A 24,363-nucleotide genomic window follows, 5' to 3' on the forward strand; every position below is an offset into this window, starting at 1 on the left:
ACCGCCGTTGCCATCGGCGCCGGTTGCCCGGTTGTCCTGTTGCGCGCGATCAACGCTGGCGGTCATCAATCCATGGTTTCGATGAACGTTTCATCGAAAGATTCCTCGGGGTGGTACCCCGTTTCCTTACCCTCGCGCGTGTGTCTTGCCCCGATCCCGGAGGTCTCCCGGCGACACTTTGTCACGCCATTGTAACGCTGGCGCGACTCTTGTTGCTGCCCTGCCAAAACCGCCGCAGAGGTCATGTGGGTGAAACAATCGCTGGTTAGTCTGTGCAGCGTTATCCCGGGGATATCGGCTGATTCTCGAAATTCGACAATAGATGTTTCGATTTCATTCTGGAACAGCCGCTCTTTTGAGTGGGTAGTGGAATGGATTCAGGTGCGGCCCTTTATTTTTGCCGGTTACTCCTGACCGCCCAACGCCCCCTCACCCATCACCATAAAGGACAATGCATGAGACTGCTTACCATTCCTGCCGATGCCAATCCGAGCTTTGCCAAGCTGAACCTGAGCCTGGCGACCACTCCGGAAGAAGTGCGCGAAGTACAGCGCCTGCGCTACAAGGTCTTCATCGAAGCGATGAACCTGTCGGCCCTGGCCAACCCCGACGGCCTGGACAAGGATGAGTTCGACGACTACTGCGACCACCTGATCGTGCGCGACAGCAAGACTCTCTCCGTGGTCGGCACCTATCGCGTACTGAGCCCGCACGGCGCCCGCCGCATGGGCAAGTTCTACTCGGAACAGGAATTCGATCTCTCTCGCCTGGACAACATCCGTGGCGTCATCGCCGAAGCCGGCCGCGCCTGCATCCACCCGGACTACCGCAGCGGCGGCGTGATCATGATGCTGTGGGCCGGCCTGGCCGCCTACATGCGCAAGGAGCGCTGCGAATACCTGATGGGCTGCGCCAGCGTCAGCCTGGCCGATGGTGGCCACAATGCCGCCGCCCTGTATCACGCCTTCCGTGAAAAGAACCTGGCACCGCCCGACTACCGCGTCGCGCCGCTGCTGCCCTTCCCGCTGGAAGACCGCGAAGCCGGCATCGAACCGCAGATCCCGCCGCTGTTGCGCGGCTACCTGCGCAGCGGCGCCTGGGTCTGCGGTGAACCGGCCTGGGACCCTGATTTCCACTCGGCTGATTTCTTCCTGCTGCTGCCCTTGTCCAAGCTCGACAGCCGCTACGCCCGCCACTATCTGAAAGACTCGAGGGCCGCATGAAACCACGCGAACAGTTCATGGAAAAAGCCCAGGGGCTGTTCGCCGACCTGGGGCCTGAGCACGATGCCGGCGACGACGACGCACGACGCGATCCGCTGCGCTTTCGCACCATCTGGATTTCCGACATCCATCTGGGCACCACCGGTTGCCAGGCCGAGCGCCTGCTGGAATTCCTGCGCGCCACCGAGTCCGACACCCTCTACCTGGTGGGTGACATCATCGACGGCTGGCAGCTCAAACGTCGCTGGTACTGGGACCAGAGCCACAACAACGTGGTACAGACGGTGCTCAAGAAAGCCAAGAAGGGCACCAACGTCATCTTCGTTCCCGGCAACCATGACGAAGTGATCCGCCAGTTCATCGACCTCGATTTCGGCGGCATCAAGATCCGTGACGAACTGGTGCACGTCACCGCCGAGGGCAAACGCATGCTGGTGCTGCACGGTGACCGCTTTGATGGCGTCATCGCCTGCGCCAAGTGGCTGGCCTATGTGGGTGATTCGCTCTACACCATGATCCTCAAGTTCAACCAGTGGTTCAACAGCTGGCGCGCCCGCGCCGGCCTGCCTTACTGGTCGCTGTCGCAATACCTCAAGTCCAAGGTCAAGAACGCGGTGAATTACATCACCTCCTTTGAGGATGCACTGGCCGATGAGGCCAAGAAGCGGGGTCTGGACGGCGTCATCTGCGGCCACATCCACAAGCCCGAGATTCGCGACATCGGTGGTGTCGTCTACTGCAACGACGGCGACTGGGTCGAGAGTCTCTCGGCGCTGGTGGAAGACCCCGACGGCGCGCTGCGCTTGGTGACCTGGCAGGAAATCATGCAGCTCAAGCGCGCCGGCAAGGAAGCCCGCATGGCCGCACGCGAACTGGCGACGGCCTGAGGCATCGAGCCGGCTCCTGAAGTATCAAATTATTTATACGATTTATGCGCATTGCCATCATTAGCGACGCCGGCGAACCCCAGGTCAACGGGGTCGTCAATACCCTGCGCTCCACCGTGCGCTGCCTGCGCAGCTCCGGTCATGAAGTGCTGCTGCTGTCGCCGCGCGACTTCCGCACCTTCGCCTGCCCGACCTATCCCGAAATCCGCCTGGCCTACCAGCCCTACACCCGCATCGCCGCCGCCCTGGAGGGTTTCCAGCCTGACTGCATCCACATCGCCACCGAAGGGCCGATGGGGCTGGCGGCGCGTCGCTACTGCTTGCGTCACAAGCTCAATTTCACTACGGCCTACCATACCCGTTTCCCGGAATACCTGGCCGCCCGCAAGCTCTTGCCCAAGGCCATCACCTATCGTCTTTTGCGCTGGTTCCATGGGCGTTCCGAAGCCATCATGGTACCGACCCCGGCGATGAAGACCGCGTTGCAGGAGCAGGGCTTCCGCAACGTGGTGCTATGGGGACGCGGCGTGGATACCGAACACTTCCGCCCGGCGGTGGAGGACCACGCCTGCATCGAGCGCCCGCTGTTCCTCTACGTGGGCCGGGTGGCGGTGGAAAAGAATATCGAAGCCTTCCTCAAGCTCGATCTGCCCGGCACCAAGTGGGTGGTGGGCGATGGCCCGCAGCTGGAAGAACTGAGCGCCCGCTATCCGCAGGTGCGCTTCCTCGGCGCCAAGGGCCATGCGGAATTGCCGGCTTACTACAACTGCGCCGACGTCTTCGTCTTCCCCAGCAAGACCGATACCTTTGGCCTGGTGTTGCTGGAAGCCATGGCCTGCGGCATCCCGGTGGCCGCCTATCCTGTCGAGGGCCCGATCGACGTGGTCGACAACGGCGTCTCCGGCATCCTGCGCCAGGATCTCAAGCAAGCCTGCCTGCAGGCACTGAAGCTGGACCATGAAGCTGTGCGCGCCCATGCTGCCAGCCGGTCGTGGGAGTCCGCCACCCAGCAATTCCTGCAGCATCTGCACCTGGCGCATCGCCCGGCCCCGGACAAGGCTGCGGCCATCAAGCCGGTGGGCGAGACGCGCTGATCCGCTGCCACGCCGGCAGGGCCGCGTGGCATCTTCCTTCCTGTTCCCGATTTTGCATCTTCCGATTTGCGCCGACCTGTGCGCCGGCTTGCGCAAGCTTTGCGGCTGCGCGGGCATTTCTGCGCTCTTGGAATGGAATTTGCTAAATCTCAAAAGTCCAGAGCACAACTGGACTTACAGTTACGTCCGCCGCCGCCGAGACCAGCGCTGGTGTCAGCGACGGCAACATGGGAAGACAACAAGAGGAGGGGAGAGATGAAGACTTTGCTTGCCAATCTGCAACTCTGGCAGAAGTTCGCATTGCTGGGCCTGCTGGGACTGGTGTTGTTCGGCGTGCCGACCACACTGTACGTGCTGAGCACCGAGCGCGTCATCCGTTTCAAGAAACAGGAAATCGAAGGCGTCGAGCCGGTCCGGCGGCTGCTGCGCAGCGTGCAACTGATGCAACAGCACCGCGGCATGTCGGCCGTGATGCTCAACGGCGCCAGCGACATGGTCGCCCCCCGACAGGCCAAGGCAGCCGAAGTCGACCAGGCCCTGCAAGCGCTGGCGCAGGCCATGCAAGGCATGCAGAAGAGCGATGCCCAGGCCGGCGCGCTGCTGCAGACGCAGGTACAGGCCTGGGTCAAGGTGAGGGATGCCGTTGCCGCCCGGCAGCTTGCCGCTGCGGAGAGTTTCGCGGCCCACAGTGCCGTGATCGGCGCGCTGTTCGACCTGAGTGACCGCATGCTCGACCATTTCCACTACACCATTGATCCCGATTTCGACAGTACCCAGCTCATCAACGCGGCCTTCATCGCCATGCCGATGCTGACCGAAGACCTCGGGCGCGCCCGAGCCCGTGGCGCCAGCCTGCTGCTCAAGAAAGACATCAAGCGCGAAGACCGGTTGGAACTGGTGGCCATGCTGGAGCGGGCGCAAGACCGGCTGCTGGTGGCCCGCAAGTCCTTTGCCAAGGGTGTGGCTGCCAATGCCGATATCGGCGCCCGGCTGGGAGCGGTGTTCGACAATGCCAACCGGCTGGGGCTGGACGCCCTCAAGCTGGCCCGCGAGCAGGTGCTGCTGCCGCAGGAGGTGACGTATGCGTCGGAGGCCTATTTCAAGCAATTCACCCAGGCCATCGACGAGCAGTTCAAGGCCATCAGCGAGGCCACTGCGGTGCTGGCCACGCAACTCGATGCGCAGAATGCGGCCTTGCGCCAGCAACAGATGTCGGTATTGGCGGCCATCCTCTTGCTGGCGGTGCTGGCGGCCTGGCTGGGCGTGATGATCACCCGTTCGGTCACGCAGCCGGTGCTGGCTTCGGTGGCCATGGCCAAGCGCGTCGCCGCCTACGACCTGACCGTGCACAGCGCGGTGCGTGGCCGCGACGAGACGGCGCAATTGCTGGGCTCGCTCAACAGCATGACCGGCAGCCTCAGCGGCATCGTGACCCAGGTGCGCAGCAGCATCGACCTCATGCAGCATGCCAGCGGTGAGATCGCCACCGGCAATGCCGATCTGTCACGCCGCACCGAGTCACAGGCGTCCAGCCTGGAGGAGACCGCCAGCGCCATGGAAGAACTGACCTCCACCGTCCAGAACAATGCCGAAAATGCCCGCCAGGCCGATCAGCTGGCCGGTTCCGCCGCCCGCCTGGCCGAGCGCGGTGGCCAGGTGGTGGGCGATGTGGTGCAGACCATGGCGCAGATCCGGGAAAGTTCGCGCCGCATCGTCGACATCATCAGCGTCATCGACGGCATTGCCTTCCAGACCAACATCCTCGCCCTCAATGCCGCCGTGGAGGCCGCGCGCGCCGGCGAGCAGGGACGCGGGTTTGCCGTGGTGGCCTCGGAAGTGCGGTCGCTGGCGCAGCGCAGCGCCAGCGCCGCCAAGGAAATCAAGCAGCTCATCGGCGATTCGGTGGACAAGGTCGATACCGGCGGCAAGCTGGTCGACGAAGCCGGCGTGACCATGAACGAAGTCGTCGGCGCGGTACGCCAGGTGGCCGGCATCATGAGCGACATCACCCAGGCCAGCCAGGAACAGAGTACCGGGATCGGCCAGGTCAATGACGCCATCACCCAGATGGAGGCCATCACCCAGCAGAATGCAGCACTGGTGGAGCAGGCCGCGGCAGCCTCCGAAAGCCTGCAGCAACAGGCTTCGGTGTTGCGTGAGGCGGTGGCGGTCTTTCGCACCGGCGACGATAGCGCCCATGCGCAGGGCGATGCGGTGCTGCGCATCGCCGGATCACCGACCCGGCTGGCGCAGGCGGCGCTGCCGGTATCGTGAGCACCGACCTGCCATCCCTGGGTACTGGTCGCTTTTTCAACTATGCAAAAGAAACATGCGGGCATGCCGACAAAGCATTGGCTTGCCCGCATGGCCCTCTTCTAATATGCGCCACGCCCAATCCGCGCTGCCTGTAGCTTTGCGGCACGCCAGGTGTGGCGGCTGCGCGGTTCAACAATAACAAGCCAACAATATCAACGCGTCGCGGTCGCAGGTTCTGTCTTGCGCCGGGGGGCAGCTTGCCCGTCTGCCCGTGTGTCTGGCGCAGGGCAACCGGGCAGGCACGAATCATGCTGTAAAGCTGCCGCAGGGAAGGCAGGTCACATGCGGCCGTCTCATTTGCACCACCGTCGAAGTTCGCGTTACAAGGAAGACATCATCCATGATTCAACGACTCAAGATCGGTAGCCGCCTGGCGTTCGGTTTCTGCCTCATCCTGCTGCTGGCCACGGCGATCCTGCTGATCGGCCTGTGGCGCATGGCCGAGATGGAAGCCGGCAGCGAATACGTGATTGAAAAGAAGGTCACCGCCATGACGACTGCCATGAACATGCGGGAAGCCGGTAGCGAACTGGCCTTGGCCTTGCGCAAGGTGGTCACCCCCACCGATGCGGCCGAGGGCAAGGCCGAGGATGCGCATCTGGGCCGTATCCTGCAGGCCTATGCCGGCTTCGAGAAACAGATCACCGAACTGACCTCCAGCGGCCGTGGCAAGGAATTGCTGGCCGCCAGCGGTGGCGAGAGCAAGAAGCTGTTCCCCATCGTCGAACAGATCCGCCAGCAGGTCGTCAGCAACAATTACTTCGATGCGGCGCAATTGTTGAAAAGCGATTTCCTGCCGGCCCATGAAAAGTGGATGAGCAGCGTGGGTGCGCTGGCCTCGTTCCAGCAGGACGACATGAAAGAGGCCCATGTCGAGGCCAAGGACAGCTATCGCAAGGCGCAGATCGGCATGCTGCTGATGGGCGTGCTGACGCTGGGCCTGGGCTTTTTCTTCACCTTCGTCATCACGCGCTCTATCGTCAACCCGCTCAAGCGCGCCGGCAGCATTGCCGAGACCATCTCCAGTGGCGACCTGACCCAGGACTTCCACGACGATGGCCGTGATGAAGCCGCCCATCTGGTCAACGCGCTGAACGCCATGCAGACCAACCTGGCCGCCACGCTCAACGAAGTCAAGGAAAGCGCCGCCGTCATCGCCGTGGCCTCGCACGAGATCGCGCGTGGCAACGTCGACTTGTCCAACCGCACCGAATCCCAGGCCTCCAGCCTGGAAGAAACCGCCAGCTCCATGGAGCAACTGACTTCCACCGTGCAGCAGAATGCCGAAAATGCACGCCAGGCCAACCAGCTGGTGCTGTCGGCCTCGGACTACGCCACCAAGGGCGGTCGCGTGGTCGGTGACGTGGTGGTCACCATGGGTTCGATCAAGGAAAGCTCCAGCAAGATCGTCGACATCATCGGCGTGATCGATGGTATTGCCTTCCAGACCAACATCCTGGCCCTGAACGCGGCCGTGGAAGCGGCCCGTGCCGGCGAGCAGGGGCGTGGCTTCGCGGTGGTGGCCTCCGAAGTGCGGGCACTGGCCCAGCGCAGCGCCGCTGCCGCCAAGGAAATCAAGCAGCTCATCAGCGACTCCGTGGACAAGGTCGACACCGGCGGCAAGCTGGTCGATGAAGCTGGCGCCACCATGAGCGAGATTGTGTCCTCGGTCAAGCACGTGGCCGACATCATGGGCGAGATCACCGCCGCCAGCCAGGAGCAGAGCGCCGGCATCGCCGAGGTCAACAACGCCATTTCGCAGATCGACGAGATCACCCAGCAGAATGCCGCGCTGGTGGAGCAGGCGGCGGCGGCGGCCGAAAGCCTGCAGGAGCAGTCCGACGTGCTGGCGCGGGCGGTGGGGGTGTTCCGGCTCAGGACCGCCCAGATGGGTGCCACCGGCGCTGCCGCGCCGGTGGTTCCGGTGGCGCGCCCGACTATGGCACGCACCGTCAACCCGCCGCCGGCCGTGGCATCGGTGCCGCGCCCGGTTGCCAGCCTGCCGCCGGCATCATCCACGGCCAAGACCAAGGCCAACCCGGCCGCCATGGCGCGGGATGACGAGTTCGAGGAGTTCTGAGCGTGATGATGACGTCCAGGATTAAAAGGACGTCATTTTTGGTATCAAAAAATCAAGATGTTGCGTCAGCGCCGCCACCTTCAGGGTCGCGGCGCTTTTATTTTGTCCGACGCAAGCAGGATGCGTGAGAATTTAAGATAATCCCCAAGTTGCCGTAAAGCTATAACAATCGCAGCAAGCGCTTCGTTCCGGAAAAGGGGAGGGCGATCGCCTGTGCGGCCAGGGGAAGAGCACGGCATCGAGGCCCGCCCGCGTTGGGGGTGTCGATGATTGCGGCCAACTCGCGGGATCACGCGAACCTGGGGTAATACCAGCCACACATTCTCTTCATCCATCGGAACCAGATCAATGTCCATCAAGAACCTTTCCATCAAGGCGCAACTCGCCATTGCCGTCCTTGTACTGTCCATCCTGCTGCTGGCTATCGGCGCGTCGGGTCTGCTGGGTATGTCGGCCGCAGTCAGCGTCAATCGCCAGCTTTCTGAAGAGCGCATGCCCAAGACCGTCGCCGCCGACAATACCCTGATCTGGATCGGACGCCAGCGCACCTCGCTGGACCAGGCTGCGCTCACCAGCGACACCGCCTGGGCCGAGCGTATGTACGGCATGGATGCCAATGCCCGCAAGGAGGCCCTGCAATGGTGGGGCAAGTACACCGCGCTGCCGCAGACCGACGAGGGCAAAGTACTGGTGAAGAAGGTCTCGGACGGCATCGACAAGACCGAGCAGGAGCTGACGCGTTTTGCCGAAGTGATCAAGGGCGGAGACCGCCAGGCCATCGCCGACCAGGCACGCAAGGTCGGCACCATCTATACCGCCATGCAACTGGACGGCCAGGCCCTGAGCAAGTACGAAACCGAGCTGGCGACCCATAGCGCCGAGACCTCCATGGCGCGTTACGAAGCCTCGCGCATGTTCTCCGTGGCGGCCATCATCGCCGGCCTGCTGCTGGCCTTCTACAGCTGGTGGTCGCTGCGCCGTGCCATCGGCGAGCCGATGCAGCGCGCCTTGCGTCACTTCGATGCCATCGCCTCGGGGGACCTGACCCAGCCGGTGCACGTGCATTCGAAGAACGAAATGGGCCAGTTGCTCAATGGCCTCTCGCGCATGCAGGAAAGCCTCTCGCGCACCGTGCATGCAGTGCGCGGTGGCAGCGATGCCATCGCCACCGCTACCCGCGAGATCGCCTCTGGCAACCTCGACCTGTCGTCCCGCACCGAGCAGCAGGCGGCCTCGCTGGAAGAGACCGCTTCCAGCATGGAAGAGCTGACCAGCACCGTGAAGCACAACGCCGACAATGCCCGCCAGGCCACCACGCTGGCCGTCAACGCCTCCACCATCGCGGCCGATGGCAATGCGGTGGTGGGCCGGGTCGTGCAGACCATGGAAGAGATCCGCGAGAGCTCTGCGCGCATCACCGACATCGTCAGCATCATCGATGGCATCGCCTTCCAGACCAACATCCTGGCCCTGAACGCCGCGGTGGAAGCGGCCCGTGCCGGCGAGCAGGGACGTGGCTTCGCGGTGGTCGCCACCGAGGTGCGCGCACTGGCCCAACGTTCCTCCAGCGCAGCCAAGGAGATCAAGGAACTGATCATGCATTCGGAAGAGCGGGTGCAGGCCGGCTCGCAACTGGTGGGCCAGGCCGGCGAGACCATGAACGACGTGATCCAGGCGGTGCAGCGCGTGACCGACATCATGAGCGAAATCTCGGCCGCCTCCAATGAGCAGAGCGCGGGCATCGACCAGGTCTCGCGTGCGGTGACGCAAATGGACGAGGCGACCCAGCAGAATGCGGCTCTGGTGGAACAGGCCAGCGCCGCCGCCAAGTCGCTGGAGCAGCAGGCCCAGGCCCTGATGCAGGAAGTGGCGATCTTCCGCGTGGGTGGCGCCGTGATGGCGACGACTCCGGCACGCGCTGCGCAGGCTGCCAGCATGCCCGCACCCAAGATGGTCGCTCCGCAAGCGCTTCCCAAGGCAGCCCCTAAAGCAGCCGCCAAAGCAGCCCCGCTCCTGAAGCGACCGGCCTTGCCGGCCGCTGCCGCGCCTTCCCGTTCGGCGCCCCGCGTATCGGCCACCGGCGATGATGGCGATTGGGAGACCTTCTGATGTCATCCGCTCCGCCGGCCTGAAAGCCCGCGGCTGCAAGCGCTAAACGCAAAAACGCTGCGACCGGTCGGTACTGGTCGCAGCGTTTTTTTATGCTCCTCGCGTGCCGGTCCGGTAACTGTCGCGCGTTACCCGGCAGTGCAGGGTCCACCCACCATCAGCGCGGGTGATGCTTGCCCGAAGTCGCCAGCAATTCGGGGGCGACCACCGCCTTGAGGTAGTTGGTGGTGACGTCGCCGCGCTCGCGCTGGCTGATCCACCAGATATTGGCCTTGCGCAGCGACCACTCCTGCGGCTGGCCGCAGATCAGTTGCGCGGCGACCTGGCCCAGAGTCGGTTGGTGCCCGATGATGAGCACCGGTTCGCGGCTGTCCGGCCAGTTGGCCGCGCGCAGCAGGTCTTCCGCGCTCCGGTCGGGAGCCAGTTCGGCCACTACCTTGTGCCTGCGCTTGAGGGCTTCCACCGTCTGCAAGGTGCGCGTGGCGGGACTGACCAGGATGCGGCAGCTTTCCGGAAGATTGCGATCCAGCCACTCGGCCATCTTGGCTGCCTGCTTGTGACCCTTGGGGGTCAGGGCGCGGCCCTCGTCGGGTTCGCCCAGTTCGGCCTCGGCATGTCGCCATAGAATCAGGTCCATTTCAGCTCCTCGGATAAATCGGCAGGTGGCATGGGGTGGGGCACAGCGGCGTCCTGTCTTACTCCTCCGGCACCGTGGCCGGAATGCCCAGCGTGGTCATCAGGTGTTGCTGGGCGTTGAAGCACTGCTGCTTGGTGCGCGGTTTCTTGAGCGTGTAGACGCCATTGACGTCGAGTTGCCAGGAATTGGTGTTGTCCTTCAGGTAGGGGTTCAGTCCTTCCGAGATCACCCGTTTCTTCAAGGTCTTGTCCAGGACCGGGAAGGCCACTTCGATGCGGCGGAACAGGTTGCGGTTCATCCAGTCCGCGCTGGCCAGATAGACGTCGTGGGCCAGGTCATTGCGGAAGTAGTAGATGCGCGAATGTTCCAGGTAGCGGCCGATGATGGAACGCACCTTGATGTTTTCCGACAGTCCCGGTACGCCCGGGCGCAGCGCGCAGGCACCGCGCACGATCAGGTCGATCTTGACGCCATCGGCCGAGGCCGCATACAGGGCGCGGATCACCGATTCGTCCAGCAGTGCATTCATCTTGGCGATGATGCGTGCCGGCCGACCCTCGCGGGCGATCTGGCCTTCGTTGCGGATGGCGCGGATGATCTCCTTCTGCAGCGAAAACGGCGCCAGCCACAGATGCGCGAGATGGCGCGGCTTGGTCAGGCTGGTGAGGTGGATGAAGACCTCGTTGACCTCGGCCGTGAGTTCCTGGTTGGAGGTCAGCAGGCCGAAGTCGGTATAGAACTTGGTGGTGTTGGGGTGATAGTTGCCGGTGCCCAGGTGGGCGTAGAAACGCAGGTTCTGGTCATCGTCGCGGCGGATCACCAGCGCCAGCTTGGCGTGCGTCTTCAATCCCACCACGCCATAGACCACCTGCGCGCCTGCCTGTTCCAGCTTGACCGCCCAGTTGATGTTGGCTTCTTCGTCGAAGCGCGCCATCAGTTCCACGATCACCGTCACTTCCTTGCCGTGCTGGGCGGCGTAGATCAAGGCCTCCATCAGGTCCGAATTCATGCCGGTGCGGTAGATGGTCTGCTTGATGGCCAGCACGCGCGGGTCGTGAGCGGCGGTGCGGATGAAATCCACCACCGGCTGGAAGGACTGGAACGGGTGGTGCAGCAGCACGTCCTTCTTGTCCAGCGCAGCGAAGATGTTTTCGTTGGCCAGTTGTGCTGGCAGGGTGGGGGAGAAGGGCGGGAAGCGCAACTCCGGCTGGCTGACCAGATTGACGATCTCGCCCAGGCGCACCATGTTCACCGGACCCTGCACCGCGTACAGGCGGTTGCGCTCGATATTGAACTGGTTCAGCAGGAACTGCGCCAGGTGCTCGGGGCAGTTGGCCGCCACTTCCAGGCGCACCGCCACGCCGAACTGGCGGCTCTGCAATTCGGTCTCCAGCGCCTGGCGCAGGTTCTTGACCTCTTCTTCATCGACCCACAGGTCGCTGTTGCGGGTGACGCGGAATTGCGAATAGGCCGTGATGTCGCGCCCCGGGAACAGGTCTGCGATATGCGCATGGATCACCGAAGACAGCAGGCAGAACGAGGACTGGCCCTTGGCCGAGAGATGATCCGGCAGCTTGATCACGCGTGGCAGCACCCGCGGCGCCTTGACGATGACGATGGCCGTGCCGCGCCCAAAGGCATCCTTGCCCGACAGCTCGATGATGAAATTGAGACTCTTGTTATGGACCTGCGGAAAGGGGTGGGCCGGGTCCAGGCCGATAGGGGTCAGCAGCGGCCGCACATGCTGCTCGAAATACTGCTTGACCCAGGCGCGCTGCGCTTCGTTGCGGTCGTCGTGGCGCAGCAGGTGAATGCCGTTGGCTGCCAGTTGCGGCAGGATTTCGTCGTTGAGCAGTTCGTACTGGCGCGTCACGATGCGGTGGCATTCGACGCTGGTGCGCTCCAGGGCGGCGCGCAGCTCGGGCGGATCGATGTTCTCGCCTTCGATGCGATTGGCCAGCAGGCTGGCGATGCGTACTTCGAAGAACTCATCCAGATTGCTGCTGCAGATGCACAGGTAACGCAGGCGTTCCAGCAGCGGCACGCTGTCGTCTTCGGCCTGGGCCAGCACGCGCCGGTTGAAGGCCAGTTGCGATAGTTCGCGATTGAGGTAAATCGTATTGGCGGGAAGTTCAGGTGCTGTGCTGCTTTCCGGCTTTGCTTTTCTGGTCATCAATGATCCCTGTCCATCCACTTTGAGCGGGCAGTGTATTTAGGAGGTATGACGAGTTTATGACAAGACTCATGTCGCTTTGTCACGTTGCTTCAGTATAAGAGCAAGCACATGTGATGATAAAAACATATTTGCTTCGATGCAATGTGGACCCGGCTACATGACACGAAATTGTCAGGAAATCCGCCCGCAGCCTGGCGACGGGGGTTTGCGAGCCGGGACCGGGAGCCGCGCCGGCGCGGGGATGCGGGCTACCGGGCCTGGGCTGGATGACAAGTTCGGGTCATAAACTCGTCACATTAGCTGGTTAAAGTTCGCCCTGTCTCGGAACTCATCCCTCCCATCGTGATGTTTCTTGCTGACGTTCCTCTCTCAAAATCATAGGAGTAGTTGAAATGGGGTTTAACCATCTGATCAAATCTGTTGCAGTCGCAGTGGCCGGCGCTTTCGCCTTCAGCGGTGCCGCTCATGCAGCAGAAATCACCGGCGCCGGCGCCTCCTTCCCGTACCCGGTCTACGCCAAGTGGGCTGAGCTGTACAAGACCGCCACCGGCAACAGCCTGAACTACCAGTCCATCGGCTCCGGTGGTGGTATCAAGCAGATCAAGGCCAAGACCGTCGACTTCGGCGCCTCCGACGCACCGCTGCCGCAGAGCGAACTGGCCGAAGCCGGCCTGACCCAGTTCCCGGCCGTGGTCGGTGGTGTGGTCCCGGTGGTCAACCTGGAAGGCGTGACCCCCGGCCAGATCAAGCTGTCGGGCCAGGTCCTGGGCGACATCTACGCTGGCAAGATCACCAAGTGGAATGCACCTGAAATCACTGCCCTGAACCCGGGCGTGAAGCTGCCGGCCGAAGACATCACCGTCGTCTACCGTTCGGACGCATCGGGCACTTCCTACGTGTTCACCTCCTACCTGGCCAAGGCCAATGCCGACTTCAAGGCCAAGATCGGTGCCGGTACCGCCGTCAAGTGGCCCACTGGCGTGGGTGGCAAGGGTAACGAAGGCGTCGCCGCCAACGTGCAGAAGGTCAAGGGCGCGATCGGCTACGTCGAGTACGCCTACGTCAAGAAGAACAAGCTGAACTACACCCAGCTGAAGAACAAGGACGGCAACTTCGTCTCCCCGGATGATTCCTCCTTCAAGGCTGCCACCGCCCACGGTGACTGGGCCAAGACCCCGGGCTTCGCCGTCGACTTCACCGACGCTGCCGGCAAGGAATCGTGGCCGATCTCCAGCGCCACCTTCATCCTGCTGCACAAGGAACAGGCTGGCGATGGCGCCAAGGGTAAGGAAGTCCTGAAGTTCTTCGACTGGGCCTACAAGAACGGTGGCAAGGTCGCCGCCGATCTGGACTACGTGCCGCTGCCGGATTCGGTCACCAAGCTGGTGGAAGATTCCTGGAAGAGCAACGTCAAGGACAGCAGCGGCAAGGCCATCTGGTAAGCCACTGTCAAGTCCGGCCGGGCTTCGAGCAAGCCCGGCCAAGCAAGCCTCTCCTCTACGGAGTATTCGGGCCATCGCAGCGAGAACGAGCAACTCTGGAGCACAGAGCATTCGCGGCGATGGCCCGTTTTAATGGTGAATTCAAATGAGCGCTAATTATTCCACCACGGCAATGTCGAATACCGAAGTCAAAAAATCCCCGACAGAGACGGATAGTGCGCAGGTCGCGCGCGAGAAGTTGATGGCCGTCATGCGCCGCCAGCGACTGCAGGACTTCTTTTTCCACAAGATCACCCTGATCTTCGCCCTGTCCGTGCTGTTGATGCTGGGCGGGATCATCATTTCCCTCATCATCGGCGCTGCGCCGGCTTTCCAGGCCTTCGGCCCGGGCTTCATCACGCGCGTCGAATGGGACCCGACCAATAACGAATTCGGCGCCATGATCGCCATCGTCGGCACGCTGTCGACCTCGATCATCGCCTTGCTGATCGCCTTCCCGGTCAGCTTCGGCATCGCCCTGTTCCTCACCGAAATCTGCCCCGCCAGGCTGCGCCGCCCGCTGGGCACCTGCGTGGAACTGCTGGCCGGCGTGCCGTCCATCATCTATGGCATGTGGGGCCTGTTCGTGTTCGCGCCGCTGTTCTCGGAATACGGGCAGCCCTTCCTGAAGGCCACGCTGGGCCAGATCCCCGGTCTCGGCGTGTTGTTCTCCGGCCCGACCATGGGCATCGGCATCCTCACCGCCGGTCTGATCCTGTCGGTGATGATCATTCCCTTCATCTCCTCGGTGATGCGCGACGTCTTCGAAGTGGTCCCGGCCGTGCTGAAGGAATCGGCCTACGGCCTCGGCTGCACCCGCTGGGAAGTGGTGCGCAAGGTGGTACTGCCCTACACCAAGACCGGCGTGGTCGGCGGCGTGATGCTGGGCCTGGGCCGTGCACTGGGTGAGACCATGGCCGTCACCTTCGTGATCGGCAACTCGCACCGCCTGTCCTGGTCGTTGTTCTCGGCCGGTAACTCGATTGCCTCGACGCTGGCCAATGAAATCGCCGAAGCCTCCAGCAAGCTGCATGTGTCCTCGCTGTTCGCGCTGGGCCTGATCCTGTTCGTCATCACCTTCATCGTCCTGTCCGCCGCCAAGATCATGTTGATGGGCATGACCCGCAAGGAAGGAACCAAATAATGAGCCAGACCCCAATCGCCGGTGCCGCCGTGAGCAATGCGCCGCAATCCATGAATCCCGTCTACCGCAAGCGCCTGCTGCAGCATCGCATGGGCATGCTGTTCTCCTTCCTGGCCATGGGCCTGGGCCTGTTCGTGCTGGCCTGGATCCTGCTGACCCTGGTCTTCAAGGGTGTGGCTGCGCTCAACCTGGGCCTGCTGACCGAAAACACCCCCGGCCCGGGCGATGCAGGCGGTGGCCTGTTGAACCCCATCGTCGGCTCGCTGATGATGGTCGGCATCAGCACCCTGATCAGCACCCCCATCGGCATCCTGGCCGGCGTCTACCTGGCCGAGTATGGCGAGGAGAGCAAGCTGGCCCAGGTCACCCGTTTCGTGACCGACATCATGCTGTCGGCACCGTCGATCGTGATCGGCCTGTTCATCTACGCCATCTACGTGGCCAACGTGAACCACTTCTCGGGCTGGGCCGGTACCTTCGCCATCTCGCTGATCGCCATTCCGGTGGTGGTGCGTACCACCGACAACATGTTGAAGCTGGTGCCCAGCGGCCTGCGCGAAGCGGCCTTCGCACTGGGTGCCCCGCGCTGGAAGGTGGCCATCATCGTGCGTTTGCGTGCCGTCAAGGCCGGCGTGGTGACCGGCGTGCTGCTGGCGGTGGCCCGCATCTCGGGCGAGACCGCGCCGCTGCTGTTCACCGCACTGAACAACCAGTTCTTCAGCACCAACATGAACCGTCCGATCGCCAACCTGCCGGTAGTGATCAACCAGTTCGCCATGAGCCCGTATGACAACTGGGTCTCGCTGGCATGGGGCGGCGCCTTGCTGATCACCTTCAGCGTGCTGCTGCTCAACATCCTCTCGCGCACCCTGTTCAAGCAACAAATCCCCGGCTAATTCTCCAAGTGACCGACATGACTACTGCTCATCAAATGGCAAGCCACGCTCCTTCCGCATCCGTCAACGCTGCTGCGGACAAGCAGGCCACAATCGAAGTTTCGCAACTGAATTTCTACTACGGCGGATTCCAGGGCCTCAAGAACATCAATCTGAACATCTGGGAAGGCAAGGTCACCGCCTTCATCGGTCCCTCGGGCTGCGGCAAGTCGACCCTGCTGCGCACCTTCAACCGCATGTATGACCTGTACCCCGGCCAGCGCGCCGAGGGCAAGATCATCTATGCCGGCAACAACATCCTCGAACCGGGCCAGGATCTGAACATGCTGCGCGCCAAGGTGGGCATGGTGTTCCAGAAGCCGACCCCGTTCCCGATGTCGGTCTACGACAACATCGCCTTCGGCATCCGTCTGTATGAAAACCTGCCCAAGGGCGAGATGGACGAGCGTGTCGAATGGGCGCTGAACAAGGCGGCACTGTGGGGTGAGGTCAAGGACAAGCTGCACAAGAGCGGCCTGTCGCTCTCCGGTGGTCAGCAACAGCGCCTGTGTATCGCGCGCGGCGTGGCGGTCAAGCCGGAAGTGCTGCTGCTGGACGAGCCGACCTCGGCGCTGGACCCCATTTCGACCGCCAAGGTGGAAGAGCTGATCGGCGAGCTGAAGAACGACTACACCATCGCCATCGTCACCCACAACATGCAACAGGCGGCCCGTTGCTCGGATTACACGGCCTATATGTACCTGGGTGAGCTGGTGGAGTTTGGCGAGACGGACCAGATATTCATGAATCCGGTGCGCAAGGAAACCCAAGACTACATCACCGGCCGATTCGGCTAGGGCACGGCCTGGGCTACTGCGCATCCCGATCTCCGCGCTGCGATGCTCGCCGTACCCCAGTACGGCTGCGCTTCTCCCGCAGACCTCGGGATTGCTCGCTACGCCCATGCCGCACCCCGAACCGTAGTCAGAGCGCTTTGACTTCAAGGCGCAAATTCTTTAAATATTTTTGTTAGGACGTCACATGACCGGCGATCATTCCTCCAAACAGTATGACCAGGATCTGGAGCAGATCCGCTCCAAGGTGCTTGCCATGGGCGGCATGGTGGAGCATCAATTCCAGGATGCTATTGCGGCTTTCCGTAACGGTAACCTGGATGTGGCTCACCGCGTGATGAAGGACGACGAGGCCGTCAATCGGCTGGAAGTCGAACTCGATGATGCCTGCAGCCACCTCATCGTGCGTCGCCAGCCGACCGCCAATGACCTGCGTACCGTCATGGCGACCATCAAGATCATCACCGACCTGGAACGCGTGGGCGATGAGGCGACCAAGATTGCCCGTACCTCCATCCACCTGCACAAGCGCGGGATCGGTCTGGTGTCGCACTACGAGACCGTGAGCCTGATCGCCGAGCAGGCGATGGACCAGCTGCGTAGCGCCCTGGATGCGTTCGCCCGCCTGGACGACAAGCAGGCCGCCGAACTGATCAAGCAGGATGAACGCATCGACCACGGCTTCCGCTCCATCACCCGCAGCCTGATCACCTTCATGATGGAAGACCCGCGGACCATCTCCGGCTCCATCGATACCCTGTGGGTGGCCAAGGCCATCGAACGTATCGGCGACCACGCGAAGAACATCGCCGAGTACGTCGTCTACGTCGTCGGTGGCAAGGATATCCGCCATACCGACTTCGGTTCGGCCAAATCGATCGAGGCAGACGAAGACTGATAGCACGGCGCCGGTGGTGACGGTCGGGAAGAGCCGGCCACCACCGGGTTGCGGAGGGGAGACCCGCGATACTGCTCAACCAATACCATGACTACTATCCTCATCGTCGAAGACGAACCCTCCATTGCCGAACTGATTGCCTTCACCCTCAAGGAGGCAGGCTGGTCCAGTTTCGTCGTCTCCAATGCGGCCGCGGCCTGGGACTTTGTCCAGCATCGCGCCCCGCAACTGGTGCTGCTGGACTGGATGCTGCCGGACCGCAGCGGCCTGCATCTGCTCTCGCGTATCCGTGCCGATCGCCAGTTGCAGCAGCTGTCGGTCATCATGCTCACCGCCAAGAGCATGGAAGAAGACAAGATCGCCGGCCTCGATAACGGTGCCGACGACTACATCACCAAGCCTTTCTCGCCGCGCGAGCTCACTGCGCGCATCAAGGCGCTGTTGCGTCGCAAGAGCCCGGAGCATGCGCAGGAAGTGATGTCGGCTGGTCCCATCACGCTCGATCCTGCCAGCTGCACGGTGAGCCTGTCCGGTGCGCGTATCGATATCGGCCACGCCGAGTACAAGTTGCTGAAGTTCTTTCTGGCCCATCCCGACCGCGTGTTTTCGCGCAGCCAGCTGCTGGACCGGGTCTGGGGCGATCACGTGGTGATCGAGGAGCGCACCGTGGATGTCCACGTGCTGCGCCTGCGCAAGGCCCTGCGCGATGCCGAGTACCTGATCAAGACGGTGCGCAGCGTCGGCTACATGCTCTCCACCAAATAAGCCCGCCGCCGCCCTATTCAGGCGACAATAACAAATCCGGGCGCGCGGGCGCCTCCAAGATCTATCTGCCAAATCAATGAGTCCACAACTTCTGTTCTGGATTCCTGCTGTATTGCGCCTGGTGTTGTGCCTGGCCGGAGCAGGAGTCGTCGGTTTCTTTTTCGGTCCCATCGTCGGGCTGGTCACGGCGGTGCTGGCGGTGGGCGTGATGATGATCACCCACCTGCATTACCTGCTGCGCCTGTCGACCTGGCTGGATGATTCCGGCCAGTCACGCCTGCCCGACGGCTGGGGCGCCTGGACCGATGTCTATGCGCGCCTGTATCGCATGCGCCGCGATGACGAAAAGAACCAGGCCGAGCTGGCCGAGTGGCTGGCGCGTTTCCGCCAGGCCATGAGCCTGCTGCCCGATGGCGTGGTCATCATGGACGACGTGCTGTTCCTGGAGTGGTGCAACCCGGCCGCGCAACAGCACCTGGGGCTGAAGCTGGATCGCGACAAGGGCATGCGCGTGACCAACCTGATCCGTAATCCGGCCTTCATCGACTACATCATCCTGGGTCGCTACGAACAGCCGCTCACCATGGCGTTGCACGAGCGCAAGCTGATCATCCAGATCATCCCCTTTGAAAACCGGCGCCAGATTCTGGTCACCCACGATGTTACCGAGTCGCAGCGTATCGACATGATGCGACGCGATTTCGTGGCCAATGCCTCGCACGAGCTGCGCACGCCCTTGACGGTCATCAACGGTTTCCTGGAAATCGCCCTGGCCCAGCCCAACCTGGACGAATCGATCCGTACCGCCCATCTGAAGCTGATGACCGAGCAGGGGCAGCGCATGCAGAACCTGATCGACGACATGCTCACGCTGACCCGACTGGAATCGATCGACTACCCGCTGCGCTCGGAAGTGCTGAAGGTACGCCCGTTGCTGGAACGTATCGCCGAAGAGGGGCGGGCGTTGTCGGCGGGCAAGCACGACATCCGCCTCGTGGTCGACGGACCCGATCTCAAGGGCAACTCCGACGAGCTGCGCAGCGCCTTCACCAACCTGGTCACCAATGCCGTGCGCTATACGCCGGAGGGCGGCACCATCACCTTGCACTGGCAAAGCGATGAGCAGGGCGCGCATTTTGCGGTGCAGGATACCGGCATCGGCATCAGCCCCGAACACATCTCGCGCCTCACCGAGCGCTTCTACCGGGTGGACAAGAGCCGCTCCCGCGAGACCCAGGGCACCGGCCTGGGCCTGGCCATCGTGCGCCATGTCCTGCTGCGCCACCATGCAACGCTGGACATCGCGTCGGTGCCGGATCACGGCAGCACCTTCACCGTGCATTTCCCGGCTTCCCAGACCATCGAGGACTACGCCGAACAGCATTGAGCAGATGCGAGCAGGAAACAAGCGTGAAAGGCAATTGGAAAGGATGCTTCGGCATCCTTTTTTGATGTTTGAATCGCCAGGGCGGGCGTACCATGTGCGCAATAGCTCAGCATGAGCGCTCCGTCTCTACGTACAAATACGAATGCCTGTCGGCAAGAGTTGTTGGCAACAATAGCGCCACTCGCGGCACTCGCCCCGCCACCAGCCGGGCTGGCCCGTACGGTTGTCGTGGTCCGGCGTTCAGGAAAACCCTGATCGCGCCTGTCCGTGTTTGCTTGCATCATCGGCCCGTGCGCCGTCCTTGGCGCCGGTTGACCCTCCACCCTTGCGCAAGAAGAGAGACAGATGAGCTATTTTTCCCACATGAAGATAGGCCGCCGCCTGGCCCTGGGTTTTGCTGTCATCCTGGCAGCTGCCAGCGTGGTGGTGGCATTGTCGATCTGGCGTCTGCATGGCATTGCCGCCGCTACCGACGAGATGATGCATGAACCCCTGACCAAGGAGCGACTGGTCTCGGACTGGTATCGCACCATCCATACCAGCGTGCGTCGCACCACGGCCATCGCCAAGAGTGCCGATCCCAGCCTGGCGGCCTTTTTCGCCGACGACGCCGCCGCTGCCAGCCGTATGTCCAGCGAGCAACAGAAGGCCATCGAGGCGCTGTTGGATACCGATCAGGAAAAAGAGGTCTTCGCCAAGCTCTCGGCCGTGCGCAAGGATTACATCAAATACCGCGATGCCATCTCCAAGGCCAAGGCCGATGGCCAGACCGAAGAGGCCGCCAAGATCCTGGCCGGTCCCTATGACGTAGCGGCCAAGGGGTATCTTGACCTGCTGCAGCAATTGCTCAACCTGCAGCGCGCCAACATTGATCAGGTCGCCGTCCACATCCAGGACACCTATCTCCAGAGCCGCAACCTGATGCTGGCGCTGGCCGTGCTGCAGGTGTTGCTGGGCTGGCTGTTCGCCCGCAGCCTGGCCCTGGGTATCACCGGCCCCCTGAAACAGGCGGTGGATGTGGCTGAAGCCGTGGCCGCCGGAGACCTCACCATGCGCGTTGACGAAACCCTGGCAGCGCGGCGCGACGAGACCGGCAAGCTCATGCACGCCCTGCAGGCCATGACGGGCAACCTGGCGCGCATCGTCGGCCAGGTACGCGGCGGCACCGATGCCATTGCCACAGCCTCGCGCGAGATCGCCACCGGCAACCTCGATCTGTCGTCGCGTACCGAGCGCCAGGCCGGCGCCCTCGAAGAAACCGCCTCAGCCATGGAAGAACTGACTTCCACTGTGTCACAGAACGCCGATAATGCGCGCCAGGCCAACCAGCTGGCAGCGTCGGCCTCGTCCGTGGCGCAGCAGGGAGGGGAGGTGGTGTCGCAGGTGATCTCGACCATGGGCTCCATCAACGAATCCTCACGAAAGATCGTCGACATCATCAGCGTGATCGATGGCATCGCCTTCCAGACCAACATCCTGGCCCTGAACGCCGCAGTGGAAGCGGCCCGCGCCGGCGAGCAGGGGCGCGGCTTTGCGGTGGTGGCTTCCGAGGTGCGTTCGCTGGCCCAGCGCTCGGCCTCCGCCGCCAAGGAAATCAAGACCCTCATCGATGATTCTGTCAGCAAGGTCGGTTCCGGCAGCGAACTGGTGGTGCGGGCCGGTACCACCATGGACGAAGTCGTTTCCAGCGTGCAGCAGGTGGCCCAGATCGTGGCCGAGATCACCGCCGCCAGCAGCGAGCAGAGCGACGGGATCAGCCAGGTCAACCTGGCCATCAACGACATGGACCAGACCACCCAGCAGAATGCGGCCCTGGTCGAGCAGGCTGCAGCGGCGGCCGAAGCGATGCAGGAACAGGCGGCACGCCTGTCGGAGGTGGTCAGCCAGTTCCGTTTACTGGCCCAGGACCAGGCGGCTTACGCTCACTCCGCCAGCATCGATATCAGGTCCGCCCTGCCGGCCCTGCGCTGAGGCAGCCCTCCCAAAAAAAAGAACCCGCCATGGTGGCGGGTTCTGCAAGCTTGCTGATGCTGGCATGATGCTTCCGGTCATGACGGAAATCGTTTATATCATTTCCGCCGCCGGCCTCATTGCTGCGCCGGTTCCTTGAAATACACCCGACGCGGCAAGGCCCACAACAGCAGTGCCGCACCCACCAGGCATTCCAGCGCCACCACGTAGAGGCCCAGTGCGGCGCTACCCGTGATGTCACGAATCTTGCCGACCATGTAGGGCGTGATGATCCCGCCCAACTGGCCCACCGAGTTGATCAGTGCAATGCCGGCGGCCGCCGCGGCGCCACTGAGCACGCGCGGCGGCAGGATCCAGAACAGGCCGATGCCGGCGATGATGCCGGTGGCTGCCGCCGACAGCGCCACCACCAGGATCACGGTGTTGCTGCCGAACCAGGCGCTGGCGGCGTAGCCGATGGCGCCCATCAATGCACACGCGGCCAGGTGCCAGCGACGCTCGCCGGTACGGTCGGAGTTGCGGCCGATCAGGATCATGCCCAGGCCGGCGCACAGGTAGGGCACCATCGAGATCAGGCCGATGATGAAAGTGTCATCGGTGCCGGCCGACTTGATCAGCTGCGGCATCCAGAACACCAGGCCATAGATGCCCGAGGCCAGCATCAGGTAGATCAGCGACATGACGATGGTGGCCGGTTGCCGGATCGCTTCGCCGAAGGAGTGGGCCGCCTCGCTCTTGGGTTCGGCCGCGATGCGGTCGATCAGCAGGCGCTTTTCTTCCGGCTTCAACCAGCGTGCATCGTCGATGCGGTCATCGATGACCAGATAGCACACCACGCCAAGCAGGATCGAAGGAATACCTTCCAGCAGGAACAGCCATTGCCAGCCATGCAGCGCGCTCACGCCGTGGGTGAACTTCATGATGCCGCCCGAGATCGGGCCGCCGATGATGCCGCACACTGCAATGGCCGCCATGAACAGCGAATTGATGCGACCACGTCGCGCCGACGGGAACCAGTTGGTGAAGAAGTACAGCGCGCCCGGCACGAAGCCCGCTTCCAGGCTGCCGATCAAAAAACGCAGCACGTAGAAGCTGGTCTCGCTGCTGACGAACATCATCGCCGCCGAAGCGATGCCCCAGGTGACCATGATGCGGGCGATCCAGCGCTTGGGGCCGACCTTGTGCAGGATCATGTTGCTGGGTACTTCGAAGAGGAAGTAACCGACGAAGAAGATACTGGCGCCCAGGCCATAGACAGCGTCCGAGAAGCCGAGATCGCTTTGCATCTGCAGCTTGGCAAAGCTGATATTGACGCGATCCAGGTAGGCGAATACGAAGCAGATCATCAGCAGCGGCACGAAACGCCAGGTGATGCGGCGATAGAGCTGCGATTCCAGTTGTTCCGACGCGCTGGCCGGAATGGTGGTGGTAGTCATGCGGGGTCTCTCCTCTAGCTTTTTCAAAAAAATGAAGGCGCAAAAAGTCCATCGCCTCCGCGCAGTGCGGGAGGTCGTCTTGTTGTGGTGTTGTCTTGTTGTGGTGTGAGGGGTGGCGCGCGGAAGGACTCCGTGCGCCATGGCCGTTCACGCGATCCACGCCGGCGGTCGCCGGCGCCGGAGGATCAGTAGGTAGCGCGGCCGCCCGACAGGTCGAACACGGATGCGGTGGTGAAGGAGTTCTCTTCCGACACCAGCCAGGCCACCATGGCCGCCAGTTCTTCCACCTTCACGAAGCGCGCACGCGGGATCTTCGAGAGCATGTACTCGATGTGCGCCGGCGTGCATTGCTCCAGGATGCGGGTCTGTGCCGCCGCCGGGGTGATGGCATTGACGGCGATGTTCTTGGTCGCGGTTTCCTTGCCCAGGCTCTTGGTCAGGGCGATCATGCCGGCCTTGGCGGCGCTGTAGGCCGAGGCGGTGGGATTGCCTTCCTTGCCGGCGATGGAAGCGATGTTGACGATGCGGCCGTAATTCTGCGCGATCATGCGCTGGACCACCACCTGGTTGACGTAGAAGGCACCGTTGAGATCGATGTCGATGACGCGACGCCATTCTTCCGGTGAATAGTCCGCCACCGGATTGTTCTGGCCGGCGATACCGGCGCTGTGCACCAGGATGTCGATGGACTGGGTCAGCTTCTCGGTGGTTTCGATGGCTTTCTTGACGTCGGCTTCGCTGGAGATGTCGACCTTCACGGTCTCCACATTGCCCAGCGCTTCCAGCTTGCTACGGGCGTCGGCCAGTGCCTTTTCATCCATGTCCCACAGCACGACCTTGGCCTTGCCCTGCAACAGACGTTCAGCCACGGCATAGCCGAAGCCCTGCGCACCGCCGGTGATGATGGCGCTGCGGCCCTGGAAATCGTAGTGATTCATTGTTTCTCCTTCCCTGATTCGGTCATTGGGTAACGCAGGCCGCACGAGCCTGCGCAACATTTTTTCTTGTTATTGAATTGGATTTGGCTGCG

At 62.6% G+C, this 24,363-nt stretch carries 18 protein-coding genes; 14 read left to right on the forward strand and 4 right to left on the reverse strand.

Annotated features, from left to right (window positions below):
• Positions 1 to 455: 455 nt before the first annotated feature.
• From I5R65_RS08720 to I5R65_RS08745, 6 genes are all read left to right on the forward strand, one after another.
• Positions 456 to 1,223 carry a GNAT family N-acetyltransferase gene (locus I5R65_RS08720; RefSeq protein WP_180670032.1) on the forward strand — a complete coding sequence of 256 codons (768 nt, stop codon included), beginning with the start codon at positions 456 to 458 and terminating at the stop codon, positions 1,221 to 1,223.
• Positions 1,220 to 2,110: a UDP-2,3-diacylglucosamine diphosphatase gene (locus I5R65_RS08725; protein ID WP_180670034.1), complete on the forward strand. Its 891-nt coding sequence runs from the start codon at positions 1,220 to 1,222 to the stop codon at positions 2,108 to 2,110. The genes I5R65_RS08720 and I5R65_RS08725 overlap by 4 nt, the downstream gene beginning before the upstream one ends.
• Positions 2,111 to 2,154: 44 nt before the next feature.
• The gene (locus tag I5R65_RS08730; RefSeq protein WP_180670036.1) at positions 2,155 to 3,204 is read left to right on the forward strand and encodes a glycosyltransferase family 1 protein; all 1,050 of its coding nucleotides are present in this window, start codon (positions 2,155 to 2,157) and stop codon (positions 3,202 to 3,204) included.
• A gap of 255 nt (positions 3,205 to 3,459) precedes the next feature.
• A complete protein-coding gene (locus tag I5R65_RS08735; RefSeq protein WP_231395121.1) occupies positions 3,460 to 5,478 on the forward strand; it encodes a methyl-accepting chemotaxis protein in 2,019 nt (672 codons plus the stop codon).
• Between the two features lie 382 nt (positions 5,479 to 5,860).
• A complete protein-coding gene (locus I5R65_RS08740) occupies positions 5,861 to 7,600 on the forward strand; it encodes a methyl-accepting chemotaxis protein (protein ID WP_180670038.1) in 1,740 nt (579 codons plus the stop codon).
• A 348-nt stretch (positions 7,601 to 7,948) separates the two neighbouring features.
• Entirely contained in the window at positions 7,949 to 9,709 is a 1,761-nt protein-coding gene (locus tag I5R65_RS08745) for a methyl-accepting chemotaxis protein (protein ID WP_180670040.1), read from the forward strand.
• A 157-nt stretch (positions 9,710 to 9,866) separates the two neighbouring features.
• Here I5R65_RS08745 and I5R65_RS08750 read toward each other — a convergent pair whose 3' ends face one another.
• Both I5R65_RS08750 and ppk1 read right to left on the reverse strand, forming a co-directional pair.
• On the reverse strand, positions 9,867 to 10,346 hold the full coding sequence (locus I5R65_RS08750) for a histidine phosphatase family protein (protein WP_180670042.1): 480 nt from the start codon (positions 10,344 to 10,346) through the stop codon (positions 9,867 to 9,869).
• A 58-nt stretch (positions 10,347 to 10,404) separates the two neighbouring features.
• Positions 10,405 to 12,519 (reverse strand): polyphosphate kinase 1, encoded by a 2,115-nt coding sequence (gene ppk1, locus I5R65_RS08755; RefSeq protein ID WP_180670044.1) that lies wholly within the window; start codon positions 12,517 to 12,519, stop codon positions 10,405 to 10,407.
• Between the two features lie 395 nt (positions 12,520 to 12,914).
• On the opposite strand from ppk1, the gene pstS reads away from it, so the two are divergent.
• From pstS to I5R65_RS08795, 8 genes are all read left to right on the forward strand, one after another.
• Positions 12,915 to 13,964 carry a phosphate ABC transporter substrate-binding protein PstS gene (pstS, locus tag I5R65_RS08760; RefSeq protein WP_180670046.1) on the forward strand — a complete coding sequence of 350 codons (1,050 nt, stop codon included), beginning with the start codon at positions 12,915 to 12,917 and terminating at the stop codon, positions 13,962 to 13,964.
• Positions 13,965 to 14,136: 172 nt separating this feature from the next.
• Positions 14,137 to 15,147: a phosphate ABC transporter permease subunit PstC gene (gene pstC / locus I5R65_RS08765; RefSeq protein ID WP_180670250.1), complete on the forward strand. Its 1,011-nt coding sequence runs from the start codon at positions 14,137 to 14,139 to the stop codon at positions 15,145 to 15,147.
• Entirely contained in the window at positions 15,147 to 16,043 is an 897-nt protein-coding gene (gene pstA, locus I5R65_RS08770) for a phosphate ABC transporter permease PstA (RefSeq protein ID WP_180670048.1), read from the forward strand. Before pstC ends, pstA begins: the two co-directional genes overlap by 1 nt.
• Positions 16,044 to 16,078: 35 nt before the next feature.
• Positions 16,079 to 16,879, forward strand: a complete 801-nt coding sequence (gene pstB / locus I5R65_RS08775; protein WP_180670050.1) for a phosphate ABC transporter ATP-binding protein PstB — start codon at positions 16,079 to 16,081, stop codon at positions 16,877 to 16,879.
• Between the two features lie 184 nt (positions 16,880 to 17,063).
• Entirely contained in the window at positions 17,064 to 17,774 is a 711-nt protein-coding gene (gene phoU / locus I5R65_RS08780; RefSeq protein ID WP_180670052.1) for a phosphate signaling complex protein PhoU, read from the forward strand.
• A gap of 87 nt (positions 17,775 to 17,861) precedes the next feature.
• The gene (locus I5R65_RS08785) at positions 17,862 to 18,539 is read left to right on the forward strand and encodes a response regulator (protein ID WP_180670054.1); all 678 of its coding nucleotides are present in this window, start codon (positions 17,862 to 17,864) and stop codon (positions 18,537 to 18,539) included.
• 76 nt (positions 18,540 to 18,615) lie between these two features.
• A complete protein-coding gene (gene phoR, locus I5R65_RS08790; protein WP_180670056.1) occupies positions 18,616 to 19,926 on the forward strand; it encodes a phosphate regulon sensor histidine kinase PhoR in 1,311 nt (436 codons plus the stop codon).
• Positions 19,927 to 20,271: 345 nt separating this feature from the next.
• Entirely contained in the window at positions 20,272 to 21,897 is a 1,626-nt protein-coding gene (locus tag I5R65_RS08795; RefSeq protein ID WP_180670058.1) for a methyl-accepting chemotaxis protein, read from the forward strand.
• A gap of 116 nt (positions 21,898 to 22,013) precedes the next feature.
• On the opposite strand, the gene I5R65_RS08800 is transcribed toward I5R65_RS08795, so the two are convergent.
• Together I5R65_RS08800 and I5R65_RS08805 are read right to left on the reverse strand one after the other, a co-directional pair.
• Positions 22,014 to 23,333, reverse strand: coding sequence for an MFS transporter (locus I5R65_RS08800; protein WP_180670060.1), 1,320 nt, complete (start codon positions 23,331 to 23,333; stop codon positions 22,014 to 22,016).
• 185 nt (positions 23,334 to 23,518) lie between these two features.
• Positions 23,519 to 24,271: an SDR family NAD(P)-dependent oxidoreductase gene (locus I5R65_RS08805; RefSeq protein WP_180670062.1), complete on the reverse strand. Its 753-nt coding sequence runs from the start codon at positions 24,269 to 24,271 to the stop codon at positions 23,519 to 23,521.
• Between the last annotated feature and the right edge of the window lie 92 nt (positions 24,272 to 24,363).

This window comes from Herbaspirillum sp. AP02, from assembly GCF_015767275.1.
In the GTDB taxonomy this organism is placed as follows: domain Bacteria; phylum Pseudomonadota; class Gammaproteobacteria; order Burkholderiales; family Burkholderiaceae_D; genus Herbaspirillum.